Raw genomic sequence first — 25,113 nt, 5'->3', positions numbered from 1 at the left:
CCACCGCCCGGCCGCAAAATCGCGCGGACTATAGCCAGCAACGCCGTGAAATCAATCGGACGCGCCCGGACTCTCGGGGCAATCGCATTTCGGCAAACTAAGCCCTCATCCTGAGGAGCAAGCGAAGCTTGCGTCTCGAAGGATGCTCCAGGTGGTTCCGAAGCCTCTGGAGCATCCTTCGAGACGCGCTTTCAGCGCTCCTCAGGATGAGGGCTCAAAAGAGCGAAATGCGAACACCGTATCCAATCACCCATGCGCGATCCCTCACCTATGGGCTGGCTGCCATTCGCGCAATGCCCCTTGCGCGCGATCCACGGCGTGGTTTAGCTAGCGGCATGAACCGTACCGGACGGTACGGTACGGTTCGACCGAACGAAACGAAGGCCACGCCGCCATGACCACGACCGAGACCGACCAGACGCTCGCCACGCTCTTGCGCATCGCCGACGCGCTGGAGCGCATCGCCCCGCCCCGCCGCAAGGCCGCGGACCTCAAGGCGGCCGACGCCTTCGTCTGGCAGGCTTCTGGCTCGGAACTCGTGCCCGTGCCGAAGGTCAATCGCGTCGCGCTTTCGCTGCTGCGCGGCGTCGACCGCGTCCGCGACACGCTGGCCGAGAACACCGAGCGCTTCGCCAAGGGTCTGCCGGCCAACAACGTGCTGCTCTGGGGCGCGCGTGGCATGGGCAAGTCCTCGCTGGTCAAGGCCGTCCATGCCGACACCAACCTGCGCCTCGCCAAGGACGCGCTGCCGCTGAAGCTGATCGAGATCCACCGCGAGGATATCGAAAGCCTGCCCGGGCTGATGAGCCAGCTGCGCAACGACCCGCACCGCGCCATCGTCTTCTGCGACGATCTGTCCTTCGACAGCGACGATACCTCATACAAGTCGCTGAAGGCGGTGCTCGACGGCGGCGTCGAGGGGCGGCCCGACAATGTCGTGTTCTATGCCACCTCGAATCGGCGCCACCTGCTGCCGCGCGACATGATGGACAACGAGCGCTCGACCTCGATCAATCCGGGCGAAGCGATCGAGGAGAAGGTTTCGCTCTCGGACCGTTTCGGCCTCTGGCTCGGCTTCCACAAATGCAGCCAGGACGAATACTTGGAGATGATCAACGGCTATGCCGGCCATTTCGGGCTGAACGTCGCCGCCGACGAGCTGCGCCGCGACGCGTTGGAATGGTCGACGACGCGCGGCTCCCGCTCCGGCCGCACCGCCTGGCAGTACATCCAGGACCTCGCCGGCCGGCTGGGGAAGCGGCTGGAAGCATGAGAAGGCGCAGGCGCTCGCAGCGGCTTAAGCCATCCACTGTGTCATTCCGGGGCTTCGCGCAGCGAAGAACCCGGAACCCACGACCGGGTGAGCCGCCGATCACGCAGCGTCTCATGGTCCGCCCAGTCGTGGGTTCCGGGTTCGCGCCTGCAGCGCGCCCCGGAATGACAAGCGCGCGGCTCTGCTGCTTCGCTCCCGGCGCCTAACCAACCAAGTCACGAGACAAACGAAAACGGGGCCGCCCTTTTCTGGGGCAGCCCCGTTCTTTTCGATCGGGAGGGTCTCGCGGAACCGATCGAAGGGGAAAACCTCGTCCGCAGCTCCGGTATCAGTTGTTCAGGTAGGGCGTCGGATCGACCGGCGCCGAGCCCTTGCGCAGTTCGAAATGAAGCTGCGGCGAGGAGACGTTGCCGCTCTGGCCGGAGTTGGCGACGACCTGGCCACGCTTGACCGTATCGCCACGCTTCACCTTGAGCTCGCCGTTATGGGCATAGGCCGAGACATAGCCGTTCGGGTGGCGGATCAGGACGAGGTTGCCATAGCCCTTCAGCTCGCTGCCGGCATAGGCGACCGTGCCGCCCTCGGCAGCCTTGACCGGCGTGCCTTCGGGAACGGCGATGTTGATGCCCTCGTTGCCGCCCTTGCCACTATAGCCGGAGATGACGCGGCCGCGAGCCGGCCAGCGGAAATCCGCCTTGTCGCCCGACGAGGCTTCCTCTTCCTGCTTCGGAATGCTGGCGGTGGTCTTCGGCTCCGGCGCGGGCTCGGCCTTCGGGATCGCAGTCGGCTTCGGTTCGGCGGCCGGAGCGCTAGCCACGACCACCGGCTTGGCGGCCGGCGCAGCAGTCTTCACCGGCTTAGCCTCGGGAACAGGCTTCACGGCGGCGATCGGCGCAGCCGCGGGCTTGGCAGCCGGCGTCGGCAGGGCGGCACCGGTCTTGCGGGCATCGGCCTTGGCCTTCGCCTCGGCAGCGAAGCGGGCGCGCGATTCCTTCATGGCCTGCGCGTCGGCAGCGGCTTTCGCCTTGGCCTCGGCGGCGGCAGCGACCTTGGCATCGGCGGCAGCCTTGGCCTGCGCCGTCGGATCGACGGCAGCCGGCGGCGCGATGCGCGGAGCTGCCGAAGGGCCGGCAACGAAGCGCTGGGTCTCGGCCGGAGCCTGGGCGACCTGGCGAGCCGGGGCCGGAGCGGCAACCGGAGCAGCGGAAGCGGAGGCATTATAGACGGGAATGGTGATGCGCGTGCCGGGGGCGACATTCGCGTTGCTCAGCCCGTTCGCCGACATGATGGCGGCACGCGGCACGCCGTAACGCGACGAAATCGTGTCGAGCGTCTCGCCCTGGGCCAGCACGACCGGCGTGCCGCCCTGCGCGGACCAGCCGGCAGAGCCGCCTGAGACAGGCTGCGAAACGGGAGCGCTCAGCGCGACCGAAGATTGCGGCGCTGGCAGAGACTGCGCCCGGACGACCGGGGCGGAACCCACCGGCTGCAGCGGCGCGCTCGAAACCTGCCCGATGGAGCCGGTCGTGACCGGATCGCGGACCGGGGCAGATGCCTGGGCCGACTTGAAGGGACTGTCGAACGGCGTCTCGGTGAAGCGCATCGTATCCGACGAGCAGGCACTGACGCCGACGGCGAACAGGCACACCGTGGACAGACGACGGAGAGCGCGGGGATTGATCGATCCGGCTTGGCTACGCATGAACTGAGTACTCGCGAACGACGCAACTCGATAGGGGCGATTAAAGTCCCGTTGAGGTTACGAAAGCGTTTCTCTCAGCCGGCCGTCTTCACTTTTTTGGATTTTTCGAAACGCCTCGCGCGCAGGCAAAGGCCCTAAAGCGCGCGCGAGCGGCCGGGGATCAAGGGCGGCAGGCGCAGCGCCGGCCCGGTCGCGTGATCGAATTGCCCGTCTTCCAGATGCGTGACCACCACCCGCCGCGCCGCGCCATCGATGCGCAGCGCACCGACGAGACGCCCGCCCGGCGACAGCCGCGCCAGCAGCGCCTCCGGCACCGCCTGGGTGACACCATTGACGAGGATGCGGTCGAAGCGCCCGAGCGTCCGGTCGGGCTGGAACCCGTCGGCATGGCGCAGGTCGACGACCCCGCCGAACCCGCTGCCGGAGACCCGCTCATGCGCCGCCAGTGCGAGCGAGCGGTAGCGCTCCAGCGAAACGATCTCGCCGCCCATCGCGGCGAGCAGCGCCGTGACATAGCCGGAGCCCGTCCCGACCTCCAGCACCCGCGCGCCCGGCTGCATGTCGAGCGCGCCGAGCAGATTGGCGACCGTATGCGGCGCCGTCATCGTCTGGCCGCAGGGCAGCGGCACGGAGACGTCCTGCCGGGCGAGATCGGCAAAGCGAGCCGGCGCGAAACGGTCGCGCGGCACCCGCTCCATCGCGCGCAACAGCGCGAGATCGCGCACGCCCCGCGCCCGGAGCGAGAGCAGGAAGGCGACGGTGCGCTCGCCTTCGCTGGCCGGCGCGTCCTCGCTCATGCCCCTCCCCGCCCCAGGGCTCAGGCGAAGAGCTGAGCGAAGCGCGTCAGCGTCGGCTCATGCGTCAGGTCGAGCTCGAGCGGCGTGATCGAGATGCGCTTCTCCGCCAGCGCCTTCAGGTCGGTGCCATTGGCCGGCTCCTTGCCGCTGCGCTGGAAGGCGATCCAGTAATAGGGATTGCCGCGACCGTCCTTGCGCGGCTCCAGCTGCACCAGCTCCTGGTCGCGCCGGCCCTGCACGGTGACGGCGACGCCCTCGACCTCGTCCGGCCCCGCATTGGGGAAGTTGAGGTTGAACAGCACGCCTTCCGGGATGCCCTCCTCCAGCAAGCGGCGGATGATGCCCGGCGCATGGCCCTCGGCGCAGTCCCAGCGGATCGAATCGCGATTGCCGGGCGAATAGGCCTGGCTCACCGCGATCGAGGGCACGCCGAGCAGCGTGCCTTCCATGGCGGCGGCGATGGTGCCGGAATAGGTCACGTCCTCGGCAACGTTCGAACCCCGGTTGACGCCCGAGAGCACGAGATCGGGCCGCGCATCGGCCATGACGGAGCGCACCGCCATGATCACGCAATCGGTCGGCGTGCCCTGCACCGCGAAGCGCTTCTCGTCGATCTGGCGCAGCCGCAGCGGATTTGACAGCGACAGCGAATGCGCCACGCCGGACTGGTCGGTCTCGGGCGCCACGACCCAGACATCGTCCGAGAGCTGGCGCGCGATGCGCTCCAGCACGGCCAGGCCCTCGGCATGGATGCCATCATCATTGGTGACGAGGATACGCATGTCTCAGGCCGCCTTCTCGATCCGCGTCGCGCCGCGCATATAGGGCACCAGCACGTCCGGCACGGTGATCGAACCGTCGGCGTTCTGGTAATTCTCCATCACCGCGATCAGCGCACGGCCGACCGCCGTGCCCGAGCCGTTGAGCGTGTGCACGAAGAACGGGCCCTTGCCGTCCTTGGTCTTGTAGCGGGCGTTCATGCGGCGCGCCTGGAAATCGCCGCAGACCGAGCAGGACGAGATCTCGCGATAGGTCTTCTGGCCGGGCAGCCAGGCCTCGATGTCCCAAGTCTTCTGCGAGGCGAAACCCATGTCGCCGGTGCACAAGGTCATCACGCGATAATGCAGGTCGAGCTTCTTCAGCACCGCCTCGGCGCAGGCGAGCATGCGCTCATGCTCCTCACGCGACTTCTCCGGCGCGGTGATCGAGACGAGTTCGACCTTCTCGAACTGGTGCTGGCGCAGCATGCCGCGCGTGTCGCGCCCGGCCGAGCCGGCCTCCGAACGGAAGCAAGGTGTGAGCGCGGTGAATCGAAGCGGCAGCTCCTCCTCGGAGAGGATTGATTCCCTTGCCAGATTGGTCAGCGGCACCTCGGCGGTCGGGATCAGCCAATGATCCTCGCCGGCACGGAACTGGTCCTCGCGGAACTTCGGCAATTGCGCCGTGCCGAACATCGCGTCGTCGCGCACGAGCAGCGGCGGATTCACCTCGGTATAGCCGTGCTCTTCCGTGTGCGTGTCGAGCATGAACTGCCCGATCGCCCGCGACAGCCGCGCGATCTGGCTCTGCAGCACGACGAAGCGCGAGCCGGAGAGCTTGGCCGCCTTCTCGAAATCCATCTGGCCGAGCGCCTCGCCCAGCTCGAAATGCTGCTTGGGGTCGTTGACGCCCTTGAGCAGCCCGCGCTCCTCCGGCTTCACGCCATGGACATGCAACACGACATTGCCGTGCTCGTCGGCACCATCCGGCACATCGTCGAAGGGCGTGTTCGGGATCGCGGCGAGCTTCTCGTCGAGCGCGTCCTTGGCGGCCTTCTCCTCGGCCTCCAGCGCCGGCTGCTGCTCCTTGAGCGCCGCGACTTCGGCCTTCAGGCTGTCGGCGAGCGCGACATCCTTCGCGCCCATCGCCTTGCCGATTTCCTTGGAGAGCGCGTTGCGGCGCTCCTGCGTGGCTTGCGCCTTGGCGATCGACGAGCGACGGACGTCATCGAGTTCGAGCAGCGAGGACGACAGCGGCGCCAGGCCCCTGCGCTCAAGCCCCTTGTCGAACGCCGCGGCGTTCTCGCGAATCCATCTGATGTCGTACATCGTCGTCCGGCCATGCCATCGCTGCGGAATGCAGCGTCGCATGCTCTAGACCGGGATCGCGCGCGAGGGAACAGGTAACCTCGCAGCGAAAACTCCAGAACCAAGCCGTCATCCCGGACAAGCTGCGAAGCAGCGCAGATCCGGGATCCATCGTAAGACTCCAGAGCTCTACGATGGATCCCGTTAGTCGAGATGGATTGTGCCCGAGAGATCCATCCAATTTGGGTTCTCGGCTTCGATCAGGGCGATTTTCCGCTCGCGTCGCCAACGCTTGACCCGCTTTTCCTGCGCAATCGCTTCGTCGGCGCGTTCATGCCGTTCCGCATAAACGAGATGAATCACCCCATACTTGCGGACGAAATCAGACCCGAGCCCGCCCCGGTGCTCGGCAATTCGGCGGCTCAAGCTGTTCGTCACGCCAACATAGAGCGTCCCATTCCAGCCGCTCGCCATGATGTAGAGCCACATGTGCAGCCTCGTCATTCCGGACGAACTGCCCGATCGAAGACCTATCGTCAGGTGCAATGCCCTACGATGGATCCCGGCGCTCCGCTTCGCTGCGGCCGGGATGACGGTCGCGGTTGATTACTCGGCGTCCTCTTCCGCCTTCTTCGCCTCGCTCTTCTTCTCGACGCGGCGCACAGAGAAGATCGAGAGCTCGTAGAGCAGCATCATCGGGATCGCGAGCATGAGCTGCGAGATCACGTCCGGAGGGGTCAGCACCGCCGCCACGACGAAGACGAAGACGATGGCGTAGCGGCGCTTTTCCTTGAGGAACTTCGAATCGATGATGCCCGCCTGCCCGAGCAGGGTCAGGATCACCGGCAGCTGGAAGGCGATGCCGAAGGCGAAGATCAGCGTCATGATCAGCGAGAGATATTCGCTGACCTTGGGCAGGAGCGCGATGCCGGCCTGCCCGTCCGTCGCGGTCTGCTGCATGCCGATCGAGAACTTCATCAGCACGGGCATGGCGAAGAAGAACACCATCGCTGCGCCGGCGATGAAGAAGACCGGCGTCGCCACCAGATAGGGCGCGAAGGCCTGCTTCTCGTTCTTGTAGAGCCCCGGCGCGACGAACTTGTAGATCTGCGTCGCGATCACCGGGAACGCCAGGAAGCCCGCGCCGAACGCCGCGATCTTGATCTGGGTGAACAGATATTCCAGCGGCGCGGTGTAGATGAGCTGGACGTTCGCGCCCGGCCCCGCCGCCCAGATATAGGGCTGGACCAGGATGTTGTAGATCTGCGTCGCCAGCGCGAAGCAGAGGAAGAACATCACCAGGAAAGCGATCAGCGACTTGATCAGCCTCGAGCGCAATTCGACGAGATGCTCGATGAGCGGCGCGCGCGAGGCCTCGATCTCGTCCTCGCCGTCGCGAGGATTGGCGACGCTCATGCGGAATTCTCCTCGCCCTTGGCGGTCTTGCGCTTGCGGGCGGCAGGCTTGGCGGGCTCAGTCGGCGCGGTAGCGACAACTGCCTTGGGCTTGCGCGCAGCAGCGGCTTTCGGAGCCTTCGCCGGCACCGTCACAACCGGCGGCGGAGCCGGTGCTTCGACGATGGCCGGAGCTTCGGCAGCCTTGGCGCTGCGCTTGCGGGCAGGCTTCGCCGGGGCCGGCTCGATCGCGGCAACCGGAGCGACCGGAGCCTCGGTGACGACAGGAGCAGGCTCGGCCGCGACCTTGCGCGTCCGCTTCGGCTTGTCGGCGGGCTTGGGCGCGTCGGCCGCGATCTCGACCGGCGGCAAAGGCGCCGGCGGCGGCAGCGAAGCGAGCTTGGCCTCGGCCTCCTTCAAGGCGGCCTCGTCCGGCTTCGAAGCATCCGGCTTGGCCGTATCGAACTCCTTCGGAGTATCGATCGGCTTGAAATCGTTGTTCAGCGCGCTCGACACCGATCCGCCGACATCCTCGACCTGCTTCTTCAGGTCGGCGAGTTCGGCCTCGCGCATCGCATCGTTGAACTGCCCCTGGAATTCCGAGGCCATGCGCCTGACCCGGCCAATTGTCTGGCCGACCGTGCGCAGGGCCTTGGGCAGGTCCTTTGGGCCGATGACGACCAGCGCCACCGCGCCGATCAACACCATCTCGCTCCAGGCGATGTCGAACATCGACGGCTCGTCCTCTCAAGCCGGCGCCCCGAGGGGCGCCGCGGCATCAGGCCTTGTGCTCGGCCTTGGCCTGGGCCTGGGCGGCGGCGTTGTCGGCCTTCGTCTGGTCGATCACCTTGGGGTCGACATTGGTGGCGGTCGGCGCCGCTGCCTCGTCATCCTCGGCCATGCCCTTCTTGAAAGACTTGATGCCCTTGGCGACGTCGCCCATCAATTCGGAAACCTTGCCGCGCCCGAACAGCAGCATCACGATGACGCCGACGACGATCCAGTGCCAAATGCTCACGCCACCCATGGCGAAACTCCTCCGAATTTGCGTCGACCGGGGAATGGCCCCAACCAAATCCTTGTCCGGTCGATTGTTCGGCGGCGGAACCTATTGATCCACGGCCGGAAACACAAGGACTTCGTCCGACGGAATCTCGACCCCGATCTCATCGCCCACCGCGATCTCGTCCGAGAGCGGCGCCCGCACCGACAAGGCCCGATCGAAGCCGTCCACGCTCACCTGAAGGTGATCGGCCTCGCCGAGGAAACGCCGCGCCGTCAGTCGTCCGCGCAGATAGTAGCCCTTCGGCACGATGCGGACCCGATGAGGCCGGATGCAGGCCACCGCCATCGATCCTTCCGCCATTCCGGGCGCCGCGAAGCGGCCGAGCGGCGTATCGACCGCCCCGCCCGAGACACGCCCCTCGATCTCCGTCAGATCGCAGAAAAATCGGGCGGCAAAGAGGCTGGTCGGCTGTCGATAGAGTTCCTCGCCGGTGCCGACCTGGACGATCCGCCCGGCCCGCATCAGCACGATCCGGTCGGCGATGCGCATCGCGTCCTCGGGATCATGCGTGACGATGATCGAGGTCGCGCCGGTTTCCTCCAGCAGGGCCGCGGTCTCGTCGCGCACCACGTCGCGCAAACGGCGATCGAGATTCGAAAAGGGCTCGTCCATCAGCAGCACGCCCGGCCGCGGCGCGATCGCACGCGCCAGTGCCACGCGCTGCTGCTCGCCGCCCGAGAGCATATGCGGATAGGAATCGGCGAGTTCGGCGAGGCCGACGCGTGCCAGCGCCCGCAGGGCCGTCGTCTCGGCGGCGGCTGGCGCCTGGCCGCGCAGGCCGAAGCGGACATTGTCGCGCACGCTGAGATGCGGAAACAGTGCATAGTCCTGGAAGACGAAGCCGACGCCGCGGTGCTCGGGCTCGACGAAGCGATCGGGCGCCGAGACGTCGCGCCCCTCCAGCAGGACGCGGCCCGCACTCGGCCGCTCGACCCCTGCCGCCAGCCGCAGCAGCGTCGTCTTGCCGCAGCCGGATTGGCCGAGCAGCGCGACGATCTCGCCGGGTTTGACCGAGAGCGAGACATCCGACAGCGCCGTCACCGCGCCGAAGCGCTGCGTCACGTTCTCGAAACCGAGCGCCATCGGGATCGCCGCGCCGGCCGTGCCGCGCCGGCCCCAGCCGAGCCATCCTGATTTGGTCTCGCTCAATCCCGATCCCACTTCATGTTCAACCATTCGCGCCGTCATCCCGGGCAAGCGTAGCGCAGACCCGGGATCCATCGGAGGCCACCGCGCTCGACGATGGATCCCGGATCGGCGCCGCTTCGCGGCTTGTCCGGGATGACGCCGTGCAAAACGATTGCACGATCACGGTGCCCGCTCCTCACCCCTGCGATCCGCCTTCGCCGTCGTCAAGCGGGCTGAACAGGTCGCCGAGCGGGTCCTCGTCGTCGCGCAGACCCGGATCGTCGTCGGGAACCGGCACCGCGAGGTCGCGCGTCAGGCGCCCTTCGATGAAGCCCGCGCCCTTCAGTTCCTCCAGCCCCGGCAGATCGTCGATACGGTCGAGCCCGAAATGGTCGAGGAAGCCCGGCGTCGTGCCATAGGTGATCGGCCGGCCGGGCGAGCGACGCCGCCCGCGCAACCGCACCCAGCCCGCCTCCAGCAGGATATCGAGCGTGCCCTTGGCGGTGGCGACGCCGCGGATCTCCTCGATCTCGGCCCGCGTCACCGGCTGGTGATAGGCGATGATCGACAGCACCTCGAGCGCAGCCCGCGACAGCCGGCGCGGCGGCTCCGCCTCAGCCGCGAGCAGGTAGCCGAGGTCCGGCGCCGTCCGGAAAGCCCAGCCGCCGGCGACCTGACGCAGATTGACCCCGCGCAGCGCATAATCCTCGGCGAGCCGGGCCAGCACCTGCTCGATAGCGATACCGGCAGGAATGGCGCGGCCGAGCGCCTCGGCCGTCAACGGCACGGCGGAGGCAAACAGCAGCGCCTCGACGACGCGCAACGCCAGCGAAAAGGCCTCCGCGCCGCCATCTGCCTCGGCATCCTCGGGTTCAGCCGCCACGCCGGTCATGAAGCGTCCTTGGCCGCGAAGGGCAGCCCTTCCGGCCGGGCCGAGCGGCGACGCACCTGGATCGGCGCGAAAGCCTCCTCTTGCCTGAGGTCGATCACCCCTTCCCGCACCATTTCCAGCATCGCCGAGAGCGCGGAAGCCCGGACCGTCGCCCGCATCTCCCGCGCCGGCAGGCCGTGAGAACTCATGTACTGCGTGAGATAGTCGTCAAGCTCGGTCCAGTCACCGGCGGCGCCGACCAAACGCTGCAGCGCCTCGCGCGCCTCGACCAACGACCAGACGGCGCGGTGACCGACCGAGATATGCCCCTGGACCCGCTTCTGCCGTTGCTGGGCATAGGCTGCGAGCAGGTCGTAGAGCTCCGCCTCCCAGACCGGCCGGGCGCCGGCGACGATCTCCTCCGGTGCGCCCCGCGCGAAGACATCGAGCCCCAATCGCTCGCGGGCCGAGAGCTTGTTCGCGGCGGCGCGGATCGCCTCCAGCCGGCGCAGGCGTAGCGCCAGCGCCGTCGCAAGGTCGGCAGCGCTTGGCTCCTCGCCCTTGGGCGGCTCGGGCAACAGCAGGCGCGACTTGAGATAGGCCAGCCAGGCCGCCATCACGAGATAATCGGCGGCGAGTTCGAGCCGCAGCGCCCGCGCCTCCTCGACGAAGGTGAGGTACTGCTCGGCCAGCGCCAGGATCGAGATGCGGTGCAGGTCGACCTTCTGCCGGCGCGCGAGATCGAGCAGCAGGTCGAGCGGCCCTTCATAGCCGTCGACATCGACGACGAGCGAAGGCTCGCCCGCGCGCTGCTCGCGGTCTTCCTCGAATGGCAATTCGGCCGTCATCGAAGGCCCTGCCCCACCTGTCATCCCCGAAGGCGCAGATTCGGCCGTTCAGGCGCTCAAGGCAAGCGCCGCGGCGATCTCGGCGCGCGCGGCCTCCAGATCGACCGGCTCCGGCTCATGCCGGATGCGGCCGAGCGCTGCGTTGGCGCGGCGGGCGCGGGCGCCGGTCATCTCCGGCACGGCCCCGGCGACCGCGATCATCTCGTCCATGATGCCGTGGCAATGCAGGATCACATCGACGCCGGCCCGGATCGCGGCACGCGACTTGGCCTCGAACGAGCCCGACAGCGCCTTCATCGAGATATCATCGGTCATGATCAGCCCGTCGAAGCCGAGTTCGCCGCGCATGATCTCGCGCACGATCTTGCGGGAGATCGTCGCCGGGTTCCTGGAATCGAGAGCGGTGAAGACGAGATGCGCGGTCATGGCCAGCGGCATGTCGGCGAGATGCCGGAACGGCCGGAAATCATGCGCCCGCAAATCGTCCAGCGAGGCGTCGACGATCGGCAGGTCGTGATGGCTGTCGGCGCGCGCGCGGCCATGGCCGGGCATATGCTTGACGACCGGCAGCACGCCACCGGCGATCAACCCCTCGGCCGCCGCCCTGCCGAGCCGCGCCACCTGATCGGGATCATGGGCATAGGCGCGGTCGCCGATCACGTCATGGCTGCCGGCGACCGGCACGTCGAGCACCGGCAGGCAATCGACATCGATGCCCACGCTCTTCAGGTCATGCGCCATCAGGCGGGCGTTGAGGCGGACGATCTCGCGCTGGCGGATGGGGTCGTTGATCGCGAGGAAGGCACGGGCCGACTGGTATTTCGGCCAGTTCGGCGGCCCCATGCGCTGGACCCGACCGCCTTCCTGATCGATCAGGATCGGTGCGTGCCAGCCGACCGTCTCGCGCATCTCGGCGGTCAGCGCCGCGACCTGCTCGGGCGACTGCGTGTTGCGCTTGAAGACGATGAAGCCCCAGGGCCTTGCGTCGCGGAAGAAGGCCCGCTCGTCCGCGGTGAGGCTCGTGCCGAGGCAGCCGGCGATGAAGGCGCGCGATGTCATGACATCGGGTTACGGCATCGGCCCGAAAAGGGAAATGCGGTTTTCGGACAAGGCCGATGCGAGAACACAGAAAGCAGCGCGGGCGCGGTCAGGAATGATCCGCGCCCGCCCGTATCGTTACTTCACCTGCTGGTAGGCCTGCGCGTTGAACGCGTCGAAGGGCAGCTCGGCGATGCGGAACCAGAGCTGCTCCTTCTTCCAGTACGGCAGGAAGGAATCGTAGAAGGTCTTGAAGTTCGCGTTGCTGGCGGCAAGCTCGCCATACATGGCGAAAGCCTCCTTGAACGCCGCCGTCATCACTTCCTGCGGGAAGGGCCGCAGCTCCGCGCCGGTGCCGGCAAGGCGAATCAGCGCGTCGGGATTGTTGTGGTCGTACTTGGCCAGGCAATGCGCGTTCGCCTCGGCGCAGGCCGCCTCGACGATCGCCTTGTAGGAGGCCGGCAGCTCGTTCCACTTGTCCTGATTGGCGAGGAAGCTGACATTGGCGTTCCCCTCCCAGAAGCCGGGGTAGTAGTAGTACTTGGCGACCTTCACGAAGCCGAGCTTCTCGTCGTCATAGGGGCCGGAGAATTCGACCGCATCGAGCGTGCCGCGCTCCAGCGCCGGGTAGATGTCGGCGCCGCCGATGGTCTGCGGCACGACGCCGAGGCGCGCCATGATCCGCCCGCCGAGGCCGGCGATGCGGAACTTCAGGCCCTTCAGGTCCTCCAGCGACTTGATCTCCTTGCGGAACCAGCCGCCCATCTGCGCGCCGGTATTGCCCGAGGGGATCGTGTAAACGTTGAAGCCCTTCATGAAGGCGCGGCAGAGCTCGAGGCCACCGCCCTGGTAGAGCCAGGCATTCTGCTGGCGGGCATTGAAGCCGAAGGGCAGCGAGGTCTCGAAGGCAAAGGCCGGGTCCTTGCCGATATAGAAGCTCGCCAGCGTGTGGCTGCACTCGACAGTGCCGTTCTGCACGGCGTCGAGCGCCTGCAGGGCCGGCACGATCTCGCCCGGCGCGAAGACCTGGATCTGGAAATTGTTGTCGGTCATCTCGGCGACGCGCTTGGCGACATGGGTCGAGATGCCGAACAGCGTGTCGAGGCTCTTCGGGTAGCTGGAGGTCAGGCGCCAATTGATCTTGGGCTGCGACTGGGCAATCGCGGGCGCGGCGATGACGGCGCTGCCTGCGGCGCCGGCACCGGCGACCTTGACGAACTTGCGGCGATCCATGGGTTTACCTCCAGCGTTCTGCCAGCCCGCCATTTCGGGGCAGGCCACTCGTTGTTGGGGAGGCTACTCGCATGGCCGAACGCATGAAACAAGCGTGGCAACACACCCTGTCATGCGTCTGATTCAAATGAGAACGGCGGCGCCCGATGGGCGCCGCCGTCATATCGCGTCACAGGTCGGACGCGATCAGTTCTTGGCGATGAAGCACTGTCCGCCGGCAGCCTGGAGCGCCGTGCACATCGAGGTCGCATCCTCGCGGGAATAGGGCCCGACGCGGAGGCGGAACACCGTCTTGCCGCCGGCAAGCTCGGTCTTGCGGACGATCGGAGCCTGGCCGCCGAGTTGCTGCGGATACTTGCGCTGGAGCGCCGCGAAAGTGGCGCGGGCTTCGCTCTCGCTGCCCGGCGCACCGAGCTGCACCACGAAATCGCCGGTGCCGGCGCGGACAGCGGCCGTGGCCGGCGCCGGCGGAACGGCGGCCGGAGCCGGCGCGGCGCTGGCGAGGCGGGTCGGCGCGACCGGCGTGGTCGCGGCCGGCGGCGTCGTGGCGCGGGCCTCGATCTTCGGGGCCGCGGCGGCGGGAAGCTGGACCGGGCGAGACTGCGCCAGGGCCGAATTCCCCGTCTGGCTGGCAATCGAGCGGGTCGGCGCCGAACCGGTCGCGATCGGCTGATCGATGGCAATCGGAGCCTGCGCCGGGGTGCCGTCCGGACGGATCGAGACGGTGCGAACCTTGCGCGGTTCACCGAGGCCCGGCACGGGCGGCATCGGCGTCAGGCCGGGCTCCGCCGGAGCGATGCTGCGCTCAGGCGCGCTCGGAGCGGCGGCAAGCGCAGTGCCGGCACCGGCGACGACGCGCGGCGGCATCGAGCGGGCGGCCTGCTGCACGTCGACCGGCTGCTCTTCGTTGTTCACGACCTTGGTCGGCGCCGCCGGCGCTTCCGCGCTGCGCTCGTAGATCTGCTTGTTCTGGTTCGGAATCTCGGCGCCGCCCGGATTGGCCGGCGCGACCTTGACCGGACCGGAATCGGCCGTGATCACCGGAGGCTGGCCGTCCTTGGTCGCCGAGCCACCGCGCAGGGTGAAGGCGGCGCCGACGCCGACGAGGCCGACGGCGATGACCGCAGCCGCGGCCCAGAGCCCCTTGCGCGAGCGGCGCGGCTCAAGGTCGGGCATGTCGTCTTCGCCGTATTCGGGCGCGGGCATCGCCTGCTGGGCATGACTATAATCATAGGTCGCCGGTTCATCGGCATAGGCAGCCGGCGCGTGATGCTGCGGCACGGCCTCGTCGAGATCACGCGGCTGGGCCGCGCCTTGCATCGCCGCCGGGCGGGCATAAGGCAGCGGCTCGGGCAGGTCGAAATCGGGCTCGAAATCCTGCTGAGGAGCGGGCTGCACCGGCGCGGGCACCGGGGCTTGCGCTCGCCGCGGCTCGGTGCGGCGCAGCAGCGCCTCGAACTCGTCGAGCGCGCCGCGCATCTCGGCCGGGGGCTGGCTCGCTTCGGGAACGGCCGGCGCCGGCAGCTGCGGCACGACCTCGAAGCTCGGCTCCTGGCGCATCGCAGGGCGCGGCGGCTGGCGCCGCTCGGCAAAGATGTCCTTCAGCGGATCGTCCTGCCCGACGATGCGGGTCAGTTCCGCAAGCGGGTCGGCCTGCTGCCCCGGGCGGGGCGTCTGCCCGGCTCCGCGCAGCTGGCGCTCGAGATCTTCAAGATCGAGCGCGAAACGGTTCCTAGCTGGCTCACTCATGGTACGATCCATTCCAGCACAAGCCGCTTCCTCCTATGGAAGAACCGGGAACTCTGTGCGGTCAACCTGACCTTGTGCGCGCCGCCGGAAAAAGCCTTTTCCGTCAGCGCATCTCTTCCGGCGCCGCAACTCCGGCGACAGCCAGACCGGAAGCAAGGACGCTGCGCACCGCGTGCACGAACGCCAATCTCGCCAAGGTCGACTTTCGATCAGTTTGATTAACGAACCGTAATTGCGGCGAGTCTTTGCCCTTGTTCCAGAGCGAGTGGAAGGCGCTCGCCAGTTCATGCACGAAGAAGGCCACGCGATGCGGCTCGTGAGCAGCGGCAGCGCCCTCGATGATTCGCGGATAGGACGCGAGCATCTTGACGACGCCGATCTCGGCCTCGTCGGTCAGGATCGACAGATCGGCCCCGGCCAGCGCCGGCGTCGACAGGTCGATATCCGGGAAAGCCTCGCGGGCCTGCCGGAAGATCGAGGCGCAGCGCGCATGCGCGTACTGGACATAGAAGACCGGGTTGTCCTTCGACTGCTCGACGACCTTGCCGAGATCGAAATCCAGCGTCGCGTCGTTCTTGCGGAAGATCATCATGAAGCGCACCGCATCGCGGCCGACCTCGTCGATGACCTCGCGCAGGGTGACGAAGTCGCCGGAGCGCTTGGACATGCGCACCTGCTCGCCATTGCGCAGCAGCCGCACGAGCTGGCAGAGCTTGACGTCGAGCGAGCCCTGCCCGTTCGTCACGGCCTTCACGGCCGCCTGCATGCGCTTGACATAGCCGCCATGGTCGGCGCCCCAGACGTCGATCATCTCGGGGAAGCCGCGCATGAACTTGGAGCGGTGATAGGCGATGTCGTTGGCGAAATAGGTGTAGCTGCCATCGGACTTCAGCAGCGGCCGGTCGACATCGTCGCCGAACTTGGTGGCGCGGAACAGGGTCTGCTCGCGGTCCTCCCAGTCCTCGTCCTTCTGGCCCTTCGGCGGCGGCAGGCGGCCTTCATAGACGAGATCACGCGCCCGCAGATCCTCGATGGTCTGGTGCACGGCGTTGGAATTGCCGTCCCGCCCCTGCAGCGAGCGCTCGGAGAAGAACAGTTCGTGGACGACGCCGAGCGCGGCGAGATCGTCACGGATCATCGCCATCATGCCGTCGATCGCCGCCTGCCGGACGAGCGGGAGCCAATCCCACTCGGCCTTGCCGCGCAAGGTATCGCCATACTGCTCGGCGAGCGCCTTGCCGACCGAGACCAGATAGTCGCCGGGATAGAGCCCCTCGGGAATCGCGCCGATATCCTCGCCCAGCGCCTCGCGGTAGCGCAGGAAGGCGGAACGGGCGAGCACGTCGACCTGCGCGCCGGCATCGTTGATGTAGTATTCGCGGGTGACGTCATGGCCGGCGAAGGCGAGCAGGCTCGCCAGCGCATCGCCGAACACGGCGCCACGGCCATGGCCGACATGCATCGGCCCGGTCGGATTAGCCGAGACGTACTCGACATTGACCTTCGGCTCGGGCTTGGGCGCGCCGCGCCCGTAATCCAGGCCAGCCTCGATCGCGGCTTTCAGCACTGCCGTGAACACGGCCGGCTGCAGCGTCAGGTTGATGAAGCCGGGGCCGGCGATCTCGGCCTTGGTGATCTCCGGGTCCTTGGACAATTCCTCGACCAGCAGCGCGGCAAGCGCGCGCGGGTTCGTGCCGGCATCCTTGGCCAGAACCATCGCGGCATTGGTGGCGAGATCGCCATGGGCCGGGTCCTTGGTCGGCTCGACCACGACGCGCGCGAGATTGAGGCCGGCCGGGAGCGCGCCTCGCTCGGCCAGGGCCGAGAGCGCGGTGTGAAGACGGGCGGAATAGATCTCGAACAGGTTCATTGCGGCCACGATTGCGGATGGAAAGCCGCCCGGCCCTATCGCAGCGAGGGGGTGGCGTCAAACAGGCGGCGGTGCTCGTCGAGCGCGTACCAGTCCGTCATCCCTGCGATATAGTCCGCGATACGCCGCGCGCGGCGGTGCTCGTCGAGCGGATCGCAACCCGCCGCCCACTCCTCCGGCATCGCCGCCGGATCGGCGCTGAAGCGCTGGAACAGGTCGCGCACGACCTGCGCCGCATCGGCCCGGATCGGCGCGATGCGCGGGTGGCGATACATGTTGGGATAGAGGAAGCCCTTGATATCGCGGTCTGCCGTCTCGATCACCGGCGAGAAGGCGATGACGGGAGCATCCGCCCGCCGGATCGCATCCGCATCATCGGGCATCAGCGCGGTCAGGCGCCGCTGCGATTCCGCGATCACGTCCTCGACGAAGCGCGTGATCACGCGCCGCACCAGCTCGTTGGTGGCGCGCGCCCGTTCCAACCCCGGATGGCGCCGCTCGATCTCGTCGAGCAATTCGGCGAGGAACGGCACCGCCCGGAGCTCGGCATGGCCGAACAGCCCCGCACGCAGGCCGTCATCGATGTCATGGGCATTATAGGCGATGTCGTCGGCCAGCGCGGCCGCCTGCGCCTCGGCCGAGGCATAGCTGTCGAGCCAGAGGTCCTGACGCTCCTGATACTCGACGATCGCGACCGGGATGCCGCTCCTGGCATAGCGCGCCGTCGGCCTGCCCTGATGGTCGAGCAGCGGGCCATTATGCTTGACGAGGCCCTCGAGCGTCTCCCAGCTCAGGTTGAGCCCGTCGAAATCGGCATAGCGCCGCTCCAGCCGCGTCACGATCCGGAGCGTCTGGGCATTGTGGTCGAAGCCGCCGAACCCGGCCATGCATTCTTCCAGCGCGTCCTCGCCGGTATGGCCGAAGGGCGTGTGGCCGAGGTCATGCGCCAGCGCCAAGGCCTCGGCCAGATCCTCGTCGAGCCCGAGCGCACGCGCCAGGGCGCGGGCGATCTGCGCCACCTCGATCGTATGGGTCAGGCGCGTGCGGTAATGGTCGCCCTCATGCGAGACGAAGACCTGCGTCTTGTGCTTCAGCCGGCGGAAGGCGGTCGAATGGATGATGCGGTCGCGGTCGCGCTGGAATTCGCCGCGCGTCGCCGAGGCCGGCTCCGCCACCAGCCGGCCGCGACTCGTCGTCGAGCGGCAGGCATAGGGCGCGCGCCAGCGCTCCCCCGGCTCGGTGCCGGGCGCGAAGGAAAAGCCGGAAGGCTGGGTCTGTGGATGCGGCATGGCTGCCCCGTCGCGCGCCCGTGCTTGTAGAGGCGCTGCCGGGCCATTACCTTTCCGGGCAACCAGGGTGCAAGGAGCATCTGACCATGTCGACCGATCTTGCGGTCAATCCACGCGGCATCGCGGTGACCGCGAACGCCGCCAAACGGATCATCTCGGTGATGGCGCAGGAGCCGCCGGGCTCGATGCTGCGCGTCAGCGTGGCCGGCGGCGGCTGCTCCGGCTTCCAGTATATTTTCGACGTCGACCGGGAGAAGGCGCCGGACGATCTCGTCATCGAGCGTGACGGCGCCACCGTCCTGATCGACGAGACCTCGCTCGATCTGCTCGAAGGCTGCACGATCGACTTCGTCGACGACCTGATCGGCCAGTCCTTCCGCATCACCAATCCGAACGCGACGAGCTCCTGCGGCTGCGGGACGTCCTTCGCGGTCTAGGCTCTGCCCTCAGGCGGCATGCCCGGCCGCGCGCTTGAGGACAGGCTTGCCGTACTGACCGAGCCGGCCGATCTCGGCATCGAGCACGACCTCGCCGAAGACCCTGACGAGATCGCGATCGAGCTTTCCGCCCATCGCGACGAGCGTCGCATAGGCATCGCCCGGCGGCATCGGCGGCTTGTAGCTGCGCCGCTCGATCAGCGCCGCGTAGACGTCGCAGATCGTGATGATCCGCACCGGATCGGGAATCTCACCCGCGCTGAGCCCGTGCGGATAGCCCGAACCGTCGAGATATTCGTGATGCGAGAGCACCGCGGTGAGAACCAGCGGTGCGAAGCCCCCCTGCGCGACCAGCATGTCATGGCCGATTCCGGGATGCTCGCGCATGACCTCGCGCTCTTTCAGCGAAAGGCTCGCCGGCTTGCGCAGGATGTCGAGTGGAATCCGGGCCTTGCCGATATCGTGCAGGACGGCAGCCTCGGCGATCAATCGCCGGTCGGCCTCGCGGAAGCCGAGCCGCTGGGCGAAAGCGGCAGCCAGGCCCGACACGAGCAGGCAATGCTGGTAGGTCGCATCGTCGTGACGCCACACCATGTCGAGCCAGGCGTTGAGGTCGCCGCTATCGGCCGCGCGGTTGAGGGCAGTGACGCTGTCCTCGATCGCCTTCATCGGCAATCCGGCGCCGGACCCGGCCGCCCCCATCAGATCGGAGAGTGCCGCCGAGGCCGCGACGAAGCGCTGCCCGAGCGCCGCCGCAGCCTCGGACTGGCCGGGTGGGGTCAGCAAGAGCCCGATCTTGTCGAGCAGCACGCCGGTCGGGACATCGGTCGGCAGGATATCGGTCGCGCCGAGCGCATTGGCCTGAATCTGGCAGCGACTCGACATGTCGCGGAGCAGGAAGATGCAATGCATGCCGGCATGCAGGCGCGGCGCGAGCGCCGCACGCGTCGCCTCGATGCTCAAACGTTCGGAAAGATCGACATCGACGACGAGAAGGGTGGCGCCTTCATGCGGAGCGTCCCCGCTACCGCCAAGCGACAGTGCTGCGCACGGACCCCAGACGGAGAGCATCCGCTGCAACGCCTGACGGCGCTCGTCGTGATCACTGAGCAGAAGAACGATGACGCGGCCTCCGAAGAAGCCAGCATCTCAACGCCGCGCGGATTGATGAACCGTAAAGCCGGTCGCGAATACTGGGACTGATCGCAAACAAAGTGGAACGCGAAGCGAAGCCGAAGGGGCGGTTGCCTCTCCGGTCTCCGCGCGGCTCAGTGCGCCGCGGTCGCGGCCACGTCCTGTTCCAGATGAATCTCGGCGGCCATCAGACCCTTCGGCCCCGGTCCATAACGCACCAGCACGGTCTGCCCCGGCACCAGCTCGACGAGGCCGTAGCGGCGCAGCGTCTCCATATGCACGAAGATGTCGGGCGCGCCCTCGCCCTTCGAGACGAAGCCGAAGCCACGCAGGCGGTTGAACCACTTCACCACCATGCGCTCCAGCCCGCTCGTCGGCGAGACCGCGACATTGGTGCGTGCCATCGGCATCTCGGACGGGTGACGGCCGGAGGTCGTGTCGATCGAGAGCACGCGCACGGCCTGACGGCCGCGAGCCTTCTCGACGGCTTCGAGCACGATGCGAGCCCCTTCCGCTATCGTATTGAATCCGTCGCGCTTCAGGATCGTGACATGGAGCAGGACATCGGCACCGCCAGCCTCCGGCACGACGAAGCCATAGCCCTTGGACACATCGAACCACTTGACGTAGCCGGTGACCTCGACCGGCACCTCCGAAACGTGGCTGCCCGGCCCATCGAGCCGCATGACACGATTGAGTGACTGGATAGGACCCATCGGTGGCCGCCCGCTCTCACCGAATTCGTCGGACATGTGCCGCTCACCCCCACGCGCAACGCTTGATTCGCGTTGTCACGATACCATTGCTGCCGATTCAGGATACAGCCCCGAAAAATTCGTCCACATCATCCGGTAGCCCCGACAGCCGCACAGATCGGGCCATCGGCAGGCGCGTGACGGCGGCGGCCAGGGTCGTGCCATGATGCCGGAACGCCACATCAGCGGGATTCGCCATGCTCGACCTGTCCACGCTCGCGCTCTTCACCGCCGCGGCGGCGGTCCTCACGGCCACGCCCGGCCCCGACATGCTGCTGATCGCCTCGCGCAGCCTGAGCCAGGGCCGGATGGCCGGCCTCCTCACCTATGCCGGCATCGCGATCGGCAGCTATCTCCAGGCCTTTGCGGCGGCTTTCGGCCTGTCCCAGCTCTTCATCCTCGTGCCCACGGCCTATGACGTGCTGCGCTGGGTCGGCGCGGCCTATCTCGCCTACCTTGCCTGGACGACCCTGCGCTCGCAGGCGCCGCTGTTCGCACCGGATCGTGTTGCCGCCGTCCCGCTGCAGCGCATCTTCCTGCAAGGGCTCTGGACCAACCTGCTCAACCCCAAGATGGCGCTGTTCATGCTAGCCCTGCTGCCGCAGTTCCTGAAGCCGGAACTGGGTTCGATCGCGCTTCAGGTCATCGTCCTCGCGACGATCCTGAACGTCATGGGCCTACTGATGAACGGCATCGTCATCCTCGCGGCGAGCCGCATCGGCCAGGTACTGGCCAGCCGACCTGCCCTGGCCCGCCTGCCGCAAAGGCTGATGGGCGCGGTCTTCGGCGGCCTTGCCCTCAGGCTGGCGCTCGCCTCGCGCGACTAGCCCCGCAGGGCGCCAAGCACGGCCCCGCTCTCGGCGCGAATGACGAGATCGGCGATCGGATCGAGTTCGGTCGGCTCGCGGTTGAGGATGACGAGCTTCGCGCCCTGCCGCTTGGCGATCACCGGCAGCGTCGCCGCCGGATAGACCACGAGCGACGAGCCGACGACGAGGAAGAGGTCGCATTCCAGCGCCAGCATCTGCGCCCGCTTCATCGCCTCCTGCGGCATCGCCTGCCCGAAGGAGATCGTCGCGGATTTCACCGGGCCGCCGCAGATCATGCATTCGGGCGGCTCGCCCGTCGCCTCGAAGACGGGCCGGATCGCCGCCAGTTCATGCCGCCAGCCGCAGGTCAGGCAGGTCGCATAAGTGCCGTTGCCATGCAGCTCGATCACCTTGTCCTCGGGCACGCCGGAGGCCTGGTGCAGCCCGTCGATATTCTGCGTGACGATCGCGGGCGAACGCCCCTCCGCGACCAGCCGGGCGAGCGCCCGGTGGCCGCTATTGGGCTCAGCGCCGCGATAATGGTCGTCCATCGTGAACTTGCGGCGCCAGGCCTCGACGCGAACCTCGTGGCTCTGGACGAAGGCGTCGTAGGGAATCGGCTTGTTGACCATCCAGGGCGAGCCCGGCGTGCGGAAATCCGGCACGCCGGATTCCGTCGAGATGCCGGCGCCGGTGAAGCTGACGATGCTGTCCGCCTCGTCGAGCAGCCCCTGCAGCGCGGCAATGGCATCCTCGGTCTCGTCCTGCATGAACCCGCCCGGTCGCTGGATTGGAAGCGCTCCAGATATGGCGCGGGTTTGCTGCGCTTCCAAGGCGATTGACGCAAAGCCACGCACGCCGCAAACCAGTGAGACCATGCCGACGACCGCCACAGCATCGCTCAATCCCGATCTCATCGATACCGGCACGCCGCCGATCCCGGAGGCGCAAGGCTGGGCCCGCGCCTATGGCGGCGCCCGCGGCCCGCTGATCGACCTCTCGCAGGCGGTCCCCGGCGCCCCGCCGCCGGAGGCCCTGCTCGAGAAGCTCGCGGCGGCCGCGGCCGAGCCCGGCAGCACGCGCTATGGCGGCATCACCGGCGACGCAGCCCTTCGCGAAGCCTATGCCACCGAGATATCGCGCATATACGGCACGACCTTCGCGCCGGCCGAGGTCGCGATCACCTCCGGCTGCAACCAAGCCTATGTCGTCACGATGATGGCGCTGGCGCGGGCCGGCGACAACGTGCTGCTGCCGACGCCCTGGTATTTCAATCACGAGATGACGTTGACCATGCTCGGCGTCGAAGCCCGCCCGCTGCCCTGCGCGCCGGAGGCCGGCTTCGTGCCTGATGTCGCGACGGCCGAGGCGCTGATCGACGACCGCACCCGCGCCATCGTCCTCGTCACGCCCAACAACCCGACCGGCGCGGTCTATCCGCTGCAGACCATCGCCGCCTTCGCTGCGCTCTGCGCAAGGCGCGGCATCTGGCTGGTTCTCGACGAGACCTATCGCGATTTTCTGCCTGCGGACGTTGCGAGGCCACATGAGGTCTTCGCGACAACGAGCTGGCAGGATTCGGTGATCGGGCTCTACAGCTTCTCGAAGGCCTATGCGATTCCGGGCTGGCGCCTCGGCGCGATCACGGCCGGCGAGCCAGCCCTCACCCAGATCGGCAAGGTGCTCGACTGCGTCCAGATCAGCCCCGTGCGGGCCGGGCAGGCCGCCGTCACCTGGGGCATCGACGGCATTCGCGACTGGCGCGAGCGCAACCGCGCCGAGATCAACGTCCGCGCCGATCTCTTCCGCAAGGCGATGGCGCCGCTGAACGGCTGGCGCGTGCTCTCGGCCGGCGCCTATTTCGCCTATGTCGCCCACCCGTTCGAGGGCGTGAAGGCAGCCGAGGTTGCGCGCCGCCTCGTCGAGGATTGCGGCGTGCTCGCCCTGCCCGGCCCCTATTTCGGCCCCGGCCAGGAGAACCACCTGCGCATCGCCATCGCCAATGTCGCGGCGGACAGGATCGAAGGCCTGCGCGAGCGGCTGACGGGGTTTTCGGTCTAGGCAGCCCTACCGGAACAGCTCCGCGTAGCGGTCGCGATAGGCCCAGACCAGCATCGAGCCTAGCACGACGAGGGTGATCGCGACCGGCAGGCCCTGCGGGTTGATCGTGGCGTGGAACAGCACGATCACCGCCATGACCGGAGCGATGAGCGCCAGGCCGAAGGCCGGCACGACATTGGAGATCAGACTGAGCGCGCCGGTGAGGTTGATCGCCTTGATGAAGGGCCAGATGAAGCCCGAATCCTGCAAGGCGGTCTCGAAGACGACGCCGCGCGGGCTGGTCGGCGGATGGATCAGGTTCGCACCCGTGGCGAGCCACCAGAAGCCGTCGACGGCGCTGATCAGGAAGATCACCCCGAGCAGGACGCGCGGGATGGTGACGAGGAAGAAGGTCTTCATGGAGATCCGGACCGATGGAAGAAGCGCTCCGGTGTCGCTGGCAACCAGCGTCGGAGCCATCCTTGGTCGCGGCCCACGATGGTCCGGTTCAATCACGCGGCGAAAATTCCGGCGCGCCCGGCAAACCGGCCCACGCGCTTGTGAGATGCGTCGGTGCCCGCTTCCGTTCATGACGGCAGCGGCCGCCACGCCAGCCCCATGCCTCGACCGATGAACAGTGCCCAGACCCGCCGCTTCCTGCTCCAACTCGCCGGCGTGGCTTCGCTCGCAGGCGCAGCCAGCCTCGCCGCCCGTGCTGAAGGCGGCCCCGTTGCCGCGCCGGCTGCCGGGCCGGGCTTCGCCAGCAAGACGCCGATCCGGATCGGGGCAGCCGCTCTGAAGGTCCGCGATATCGAGCGAATGACCGGCTATTACCGCGACGTCATCGGCCTTTCAGTATTGGCACGCGGCGCCGCCTCCGTCACGCTTGGCACCGCCGAGGGCGCCCTGCTGACGCTGGAGCCTAAGCCGGGCGCGGCCCTTGAGCCGCCGACGGCCGCCGGGCTCTTCCACATCGCCTTCCTGATGCCGAGCCGGCGGGATCTCGCGCGCTGGCTGGTCCATGTCGCGCGCAACCAGACGCCACTGACCGGCTTCGCCGACCACAGCGTCAGCGAGGCCGTCTATCTCAACGACCCCGAAGGCAACGGCATCGAGGTCTATGCCGATCGCCCCGCCGAGAACTGGCGCTGGGACAACGGGCGCGTGGTGATGGGCACACACCGCCTCGATGTAGACGGCATCCTGTCGCTGACGAATACCGGCATCAGCGATTATGCCAGGGCGCCGGACGGGCTTCGCATCGGGCATATCCACCTGCGCGTCGGCGATGTCGATGCCGGCGACAGGTTCTACAAGGACCTGCTCGGGCTCGCCCCGACCAGCCGGCGCGACACGGCGAGCTTCCTGTCCTCAGGCGGCTACCATCACCATCTCGCGCTCAACACCTGGAACAGCGCCGGTGCCGGGCTGCGCGACGAAGCCAGCACCGGGCTCGCCTGGTTCTCGCTGATGACGCAGAAGCCGGACCTGATGGCCGCGCAGGCCGAGCGCCTGACCGGCGCGAAGCTGACGGCAGCGCCGATCGCCGGCGGCTTCGAGAGCCTCGATCCCTGGGGCACGCGCGTCAGGCTGCTACAGGGCTGAGCGCGCCCT

26 protein-coding genes are annotated in these 25,113 nt (G+C 67.7%); 6 read left to right on the top strand and 20 right to left on the bottom strand.

Annotated features, from left to right (window positions below; genetic code table 11):
* The first annotated feature begins 394 nt into the window (after positions 1-394).
* Positions 395-1,273: an ATP-binding protein gene (locus tag WFK61_RS14340; protein WP_336812694.1), complete on the top strand. Its 879-nt coding sequence runs from the start codon at positions 395-397 to the stop codon at positions 1,271-1,273.
* Positions 1,274-1,601: 328 nt separating this feature from the next.
* On the opposite strand, the gene WFK61_RS14335 is transcribed toward WFK61_RS14340, so the two are convergent.
* The 16 genes from WFK61_RS14335 to WFK61_RS14260 form a co-directional block, all read right to left on the bottom strand.
* Positions 1,602-2,975, bottom strand: coding sequence for a peptidoglycan DD-metalloendopeptidase family protein (locus tag WFK61_RS14335; protein WP_336812692.1), 1,374 nt, complete (start codon positions 2,973-2,975; stop codon positions 1,602-1,604).
* A gap of 134 nt (positions 2,976-3,109) precedes the next feature.
* The gene (locus tag WFK61_RS14330) at positions 3,110-3,772 is read right to left on the bottom strand and encodes a protein-L-isoaspartate O-methyltransferase family protein (RefSeq protein ID WP_336812690.1); all 663 of its coding nucleotides are present in this window, start codon (positions 3,770-3,772) and stop codon (positions 3,110-3,112) included.
* A gap of 20 nt (positions 3,773-3,792) precedes the next feature.
* The gene (gene surE / locus WFK61_RS14325) at positions 3,793-4,554 is read right to left on the bottom strand and encodes a 5'/3'-nucleotidase SurE (protein WP_336812688.1); all 762 of its coding nucleotides are present in this window, start codon (positions 4,552-4,554) and stop codon (positions 3,793-3,795) included.
* A 3-nt stretch (positions 4,555-4,557) separates the two neighbouring features.
* Positions 4,558-5,859 carry a serine--tRNA ligase gene (serS, locus tag WFK61_RS14320; protein ID WP_336812686.1) on the bottom strand — a complete coding sequence of 434 codons (1,302 nt, stop codon included), beginning with the start codon at positions 5,857-5,859 and terminating at the stop codon, positions 4,558-4,560.
* A 183-nt stretch (positions 5,860-6,042) separates the two neighbouring features.
* Positions 6,043-6,327, bottom strand: a complete 285-nt coding sequence (locus WFK61_RS14315) for a GIY-YIG nuclease family protein (protein ID WP_336812684.1) — start codon at positions 6,325-6,327, stop codon at positions 6,043-6,045.
* A 117-nt stretch (positions 6,328-6,444) separates the two neighbouring features.
* Positions 6,445-7,254, bottom strand: coding sequence for a twin-arginine translocase subunit TatC (gene tatC, locus WFK61_RS14310; protein ID WP_336812682.1), 810 nt, complete (start codon positions 7,252-7,254; stop codon positions 6,445-6,447).
* Complete coding sequence (tatB, locus tag WFK61_RS14305) at positions 7,251-7,964, bottom strand: Sec-independent protein translocase protein TatB (RefSeq protein ID WP_336812680.1); 714 nt, start codon at positions 7,962-7,964, stop codon at positions 7,251-7,253. Before tatB ends, tatC begins: the two co-directional genes overlap by 4 nt.
* A 46-nt stretch (positions 7,965-8,010) precedes the next feature.
* Positions 8,011-8,259: a twin-arginine translocase TatA/TatE family subunit gene (locus WFK61_RS14300; RefSeq protein ID WP_047577664.1), complete on the bottom strand. Its 249-nt coding sequence runs from the start codon at positions 8,257-8,259 to the stop codon at positions 8,011-8,013.
* Between the two features lie 81 nt (positions 8,260-8,340).
* Positions 8,341-9,381, bottom strand: coding sequence for an ABC transporter ATP-binding protein (locus WFK61_RS14295; RefSeq protein ID WP_442896306.1), 1,041 nt, complete (start codon positions 9,379-9,381; stop codon positions 8,341-8,343).
* A gap of 241 nt (positions 9,382-9,622) precedes the next feature.
* A complete protein-coding gene (gene scpB / locus WFK61_RS14290; RefSeq protein WP_336812675.1) occupies positions 9,623-10,318 on the bottom strand; it encodes an SMC-Scp complex subunit ScpB in 696 nt (231 codons plus the stop codon).
* Positions 10,315-11,145, bottom strand: coding sequence for a segregation and condensation protein A (locus tag WFK61_RS14285; protein WP_336812673.1), 831 nt, complete (start codon positions 11,143-11,145; stop codon positions 10,315-10,317). The genes scpB and WFK61_RS14285 overlap by 4 nt, the downstream gene beginning before the upstream one ends.
* 48 nt (positions 11,146-11,193) lie before the next feature.
* Entirely contained in the window at positions 11,194-12,204 is a 1,011-nt protein-coding gene (gene nagZ / locus WFK61_RS14280; RefSeq protein ID WP_336812671.1) for a beta-N-acetylhexosaminidase, read from the bottom strand.
* A gap of 117 nt (positions 12,205-12,321) precedes the next feature.
* On the bottom strand, positions 12,322-13,416 hold the full coding sequence (locus WFK61_RS14275) for a TRAP transporter substrate-binding protein (RefSeq protein WP_336812669.1): 1,095 nt from the start codon (positions 13,414-13,416) through the stop codon (positions 12,322-12,324).
* A gap of 186 nt (positions 13,417-13,602) precedes the next feature.
* A complete protein-coding gene (locus tag WFK61_RS14270) occupies positions 13,603-15,165 on the bottom strand; it encodes an SPOR domain-containing protein (protein WP_336812667.1) in 1,563 nt (520 codons plus the stop codon).
* A gap of 103 nt (positions 15,166-15,268) precedes the next feature.
* On the bottom strand, positions 15,269-17,035 hold the full coding sequence (gene argS / locus WFK61_RS14265) for an arginine--tRNA ligase (protein WP_336812665.1): 1,767 nt from the start codon (positions 17,033-17,035) through the stop codon (positions 15,269-15,271).
* 35 nt (positions 17,036-17,070) lie between these two features.
* Complete coding sequence (locus WFK61_RS14260; RefSeq protein ID WP_336812663.1) at positions 17,071-18,324, bottom strand: deoxyguanosinetriphosphate triphosphohydrolase; 1,254 nt, start codon at positions 18,322-18,324, stop codon at positions 17,071-17,073.
* An 86-nt stretch (positions 18,325-18,410) separates the two neighbouring features.
* Between WFK61_RS14260 and WFK61_RS14255 the strand changes: the two genes are divergently transcribed.
* Complete coding sequence (locus WFK61_RS14255; RefSeq protein WP_336812661.1) at positions 18,411-18,761, top strand: HesB/IscA family protein; 351 nt, start codon at positions 18,411-18,413, stop codon at positions 18,759-18,761.
* A gap of 9 nt (positions 18,762-18,770) precedes the next feature.
* Here WFK61_RS14255 and WFK61_RS14250 read toward each other — a convergent pair whose 3' ends face one another.
* Positions 18,771-19,673 (bottom strand): HD-GYP domain-containing protein, encoded by a 903-nt coding sequence (locus WFK61_RS14250; RefSeq protein WP_336812660.1) that lies wholly within the window; start codon positions 19,671-19,673, stop codon positions 18,771-18,773.
* On the opposite strand from WFK61_RS14250, the gene WFK61_RS14245 reads away from it, so the two are divergent.
* Positions 19,668-19,964 (top strand): hypothetical protein, encoded by a 297-nt coding sequence (locus tag WFK61_RS14245; protein ID WP_336812659.1) that lies wholly within the window; start codon positions 19,668-19,670, stop codon positions 19,962-19,964. The genes WFK61_RS14250 and WFK61_RS14245 overlap by 6 nt on opposite strands.
* A gap of 65 nt (positions 19,965-20,029) precedes the next feature.
* On the opposite strand, the gene WFK61_RS14240 is transcribed toward WFK61_RS14245, so the two are convergent.
* Complete coding sequence (locus WFK61_RS14240; protein WP_442896304.1) at positions 20,030-20,647, bottom strand: cold-shock protein; 618 nt, start codon at positions 20,645-20,647, stop codon at positions 20,030-20,032.
* A gap of 200 nt (positions 20,648-20,847) precedes the next feature.
* On the opposite strand from WFK61_RS14240, the gene WFK61_RS14235 reads away from it, so the two are divergent.
* Entirely contained in the window at positions 20,848-21,477 is a 630-nt protein-coding gene (locus WFK61_RS14235; protein ID WP_336812658.1) for a LysE family translocator, read from the top strand.
* Here WFK61_RS14235 and WFK61_RS14230 read toward each other — a convergent pair.
* A complete protein-coding gene (locus tag WFK61_RS14230; protein WP_336812657.1) occupies positions 21,474-22,229 on the bottom strand; it encodes an SIR2 family NAD-dependent protein deacylase in 756 nt (251 codons plus the stop codon). The genes WFK61_RS14235 and WFK61_RS14230 overlap by 4 nt on opposite strands.
* A gap of 106 nt (positions 22,230-22,335) precedes the next feature.
* Between WFK61_RS14230 and WFK61_RS14225 the strand changes: the two genes are divergently transcribed.
* Positions 22,336-23,520: an aminotransferase gene (locus WFK61_RS14225; RefSeq protein ID WP_336812656.1), complete on the top strand. Its 1,185-nt coding sequence runs from the start codon at positions 22,336-22,338 to the stop codon at positions 23,518-23,520.
* Between the two features lie 6 nt (positions 23,521-23,526).
* Here the strand turns inward: WFK61_RS14225 and WFK61_RS14220 are convergent, their stop codons facing one another.
* Positions 23,527-23,919 carry a hypothetical protein gene (locus WFK61_RS14220; RefSeq protein ID WP_336812655.1) on the bottom strand — a complete coding sequence of 131 codons (393 nt, stop codon included), beginning with the start codon at positions 23,917-23,919 and terminating at the stop codon, positions 23,527-23,529.
* 210 nt (positions 23,920-24,129) lie between these two features.
* Here WFK61_RS14220 and WFK61_RS14215 point away from each other — a divergent pair, with 210 nt between their 5' ends.
* The gene (locus WFK61_RS14215; protein WP_336812653.1) at positions 24,130-25,104 is read left to right on the top strand and encodes a VOC family protein; all 975 of its coding nucleotides are present in this window, start codon (positions 24,130-24,132) and stop codon (positions 25,102-25,104) included.
* Positions 25,105-25,113 lie beyond the last annotated feature (9 nt).

Source organism: Allobosea sp. MMO-172, from assembly GCF_037147855.1.
GTDB lineage: Bacteria > Pseudomonadota > Alphaproteobacteria > Rhizobiales > Beijerinckiaceae > Allobosea.
This window is presented reverse-complemented; position numbering and strand designations above follow the sequence as displayed.

Excerpts from the sequence above, each read along its gene's own strand:
- WFK61_RS14340 (WP_336812694.1), top strand. The coding sequence starts at position 395 with ATGACCACGACCGAGACCGACCAGACGCTCGCCACGCTCTTGCGCATC.
- WFK61_RS14335 (WP_336812692.1), bottom strand. The coding sequence starts at position 2,975 with ATGCGTAGCCAAGCCGGATCGATCAATCCCCGCGCTCTCCGTCGTCTG.
- WFK61_RS14330 (WP_336812690.1), bottom strand. The coding sequence starts at position 3,772 with ATGAGCGAGGACGCGCCGGCCAGCGAAGGCGAGCGCACCGTCGCCTTC.
- surE (WP_336812688.1), bottom strand. The coding sequence starts at position 4,554 with ATGCGTATCCTCGTCACCAATGATGATGGCATCCATGCCGAGGGCCTG.
- serS (WP_336812686.1), bottom strand. The coding sequence starts at position 5,859 with ATGTACGACATCAGATGGATTCGCGAGAACGCCGCGGCGTTCGACAAG.
- WFK61_RS14315 (WP_336812684.1), bottom strand. The coding sequence starts at position 6,327 with ATGTGGCTCTACATCATGGCGAGCGGCTGGAATGGGACGCTCTATGTT.
- tatC (WP_336812682.1), bottom strand. The coding sequence starts at position 7,254 with ATGAGCGTCGCCAATCCTCGCGACGGCGAGGACGAGATCGAGGCCTCG.
- tatB (WP_336812680.1), bottom strand. The coding sequence starts at position 7,964 with ATGTTCGACATCGCCTGGAGCGAGATGGTGTTGATCGGCGCGGTGGCG.
- WFK61_RS14300 (WP_047577664.1), bottom strand. The coding sequence starts at position 8,259 with ATGGGTGGCGTGAGCATTTGGCACTGGATCGTCGTCGGCGTCATCGTG.
- WFK61_RS14295 (WP_442896306.1), bottom strand. The coding sequence starts at position 9,381 with ATGGCGCTCGGTTTCGAGAACGTGACGCAGCGCTTCGGCGCGGTGACG.
- scpB (WP_336812675.1), bottom strand. The coding sequence starts at position 10,318 with ATGACCGGCGTGGCGGCTGAACCCGAGGATGCCGAGGCAGATGGCGGC.
- WFK61_RS14285 (WP_336812673.1), bottom strand. The coding sequence starts at position 11,145 with ATGACGGCCGAATTGCCATTCGAGGAAGACCGCGAGCAGCGCGCGGGC.
- nagZ (WP_336812671.1), bottom strand. The coding sequence starts at position 12,204 with ATGACATCGCGCGCCTTCATCGCCGGCTGCCTCGGCACGAGCCTCACC.
- WFK61_RS14275 (WP_336812669.1), bottom strand. The coding sequence starts at position 13,416 with ATGGATCGCCGCAAGTTCGTCAAGGTCGCCGGTGCCGGCGCCGCAGGC.
- WFK61_RS14270 (WP_336812667.1), bottom strand. The coding sequence starts at position 15,165 with ATGAGTGAGCCAGCTAGGAACCGTTTCGCGCTCGATCTTGAAGATCTC.
- argS (WP_336812665.1), bottom strand. The coding sequence starts at position 17,035 with ATGAACCTGTTCGAGATCTATTCCGCCCGTCTTCACACCGCGCTCTCG.
- WFK61_RS14260 (WP_336812663.1), bottom strand. The coding sequence starts at position 18,324 with ATGCCGCATCCACAGACCCAGCCTTCCGGCTTTTCCTTCGCGCCCGGC.
- WFK61_RS14255 (WP_336812661.1), top strand. The coding sequence starts at position 18,411 with ATGTCGACCGATCTTGCGGTCAATCCACGCGGCATCGCGGTGACCGCG.
- WFK61_RS14245 (WP_336812659.1), top strand. The coding sequence starts at position 19,668 with ATGCATGCCGGCATGCAGGCGCGGCGCGAGCGCCGCACGCGTCGCCTC.
- WFK61_RS14250 (WP_336812660.1), bottom strand. The coding sequence starts at position 19,673 with ATGCATTGCATCTTCCTGCTCCGCGACATGTCGAGTCGCTGCCAGATT.
- WFK61_RS14240 (WP_442896304.1), bottom strand. The coding sequence starts at position 20,647 with ATGTCCGACGAATTCGGTGAGAGCGGGCGGCCACCGATGGGTCCTATC.
- WFK61_RS14235 (WP_336812658.1), top strand. The coding sequence starts at position 20,848 with ATGCTCGACCTGTCCACGCTCGCGCTCTTCACCGCCGCGGCGGCGGTC.
- WFK61_RS14230 (WP_336812657.1), bottom strand. The coding sequence starts at position 22,229 with ATGCAGGACGAGACCGAGGATGCCATTGCCGCGCTGCAGGGGCTGCTC.
- WFK61_RS14225 (WP_336812656.1), top strand. The coding sequence starts at position 22,336 with ATGCCGACGACCGCCACAGCATCGCTCAATCCCGATCTCATCGATACC.
- WFK61_RS14220 (WP_336812655.1), bottom strand. The coding sequence starts at position 23,919 with ATGAAGACCTTCTTCCTCGTCACCATCCCGCGCGTCCTGCTCGGGGTG.
- WFK61_RS14215 (WP_336812653.1), top strand. The coding sequence starts at position 24,130 with ATGAACAGTGCCCAGACCCGCCGCTTCCTGCTCCAACTCGCCGGCGTG.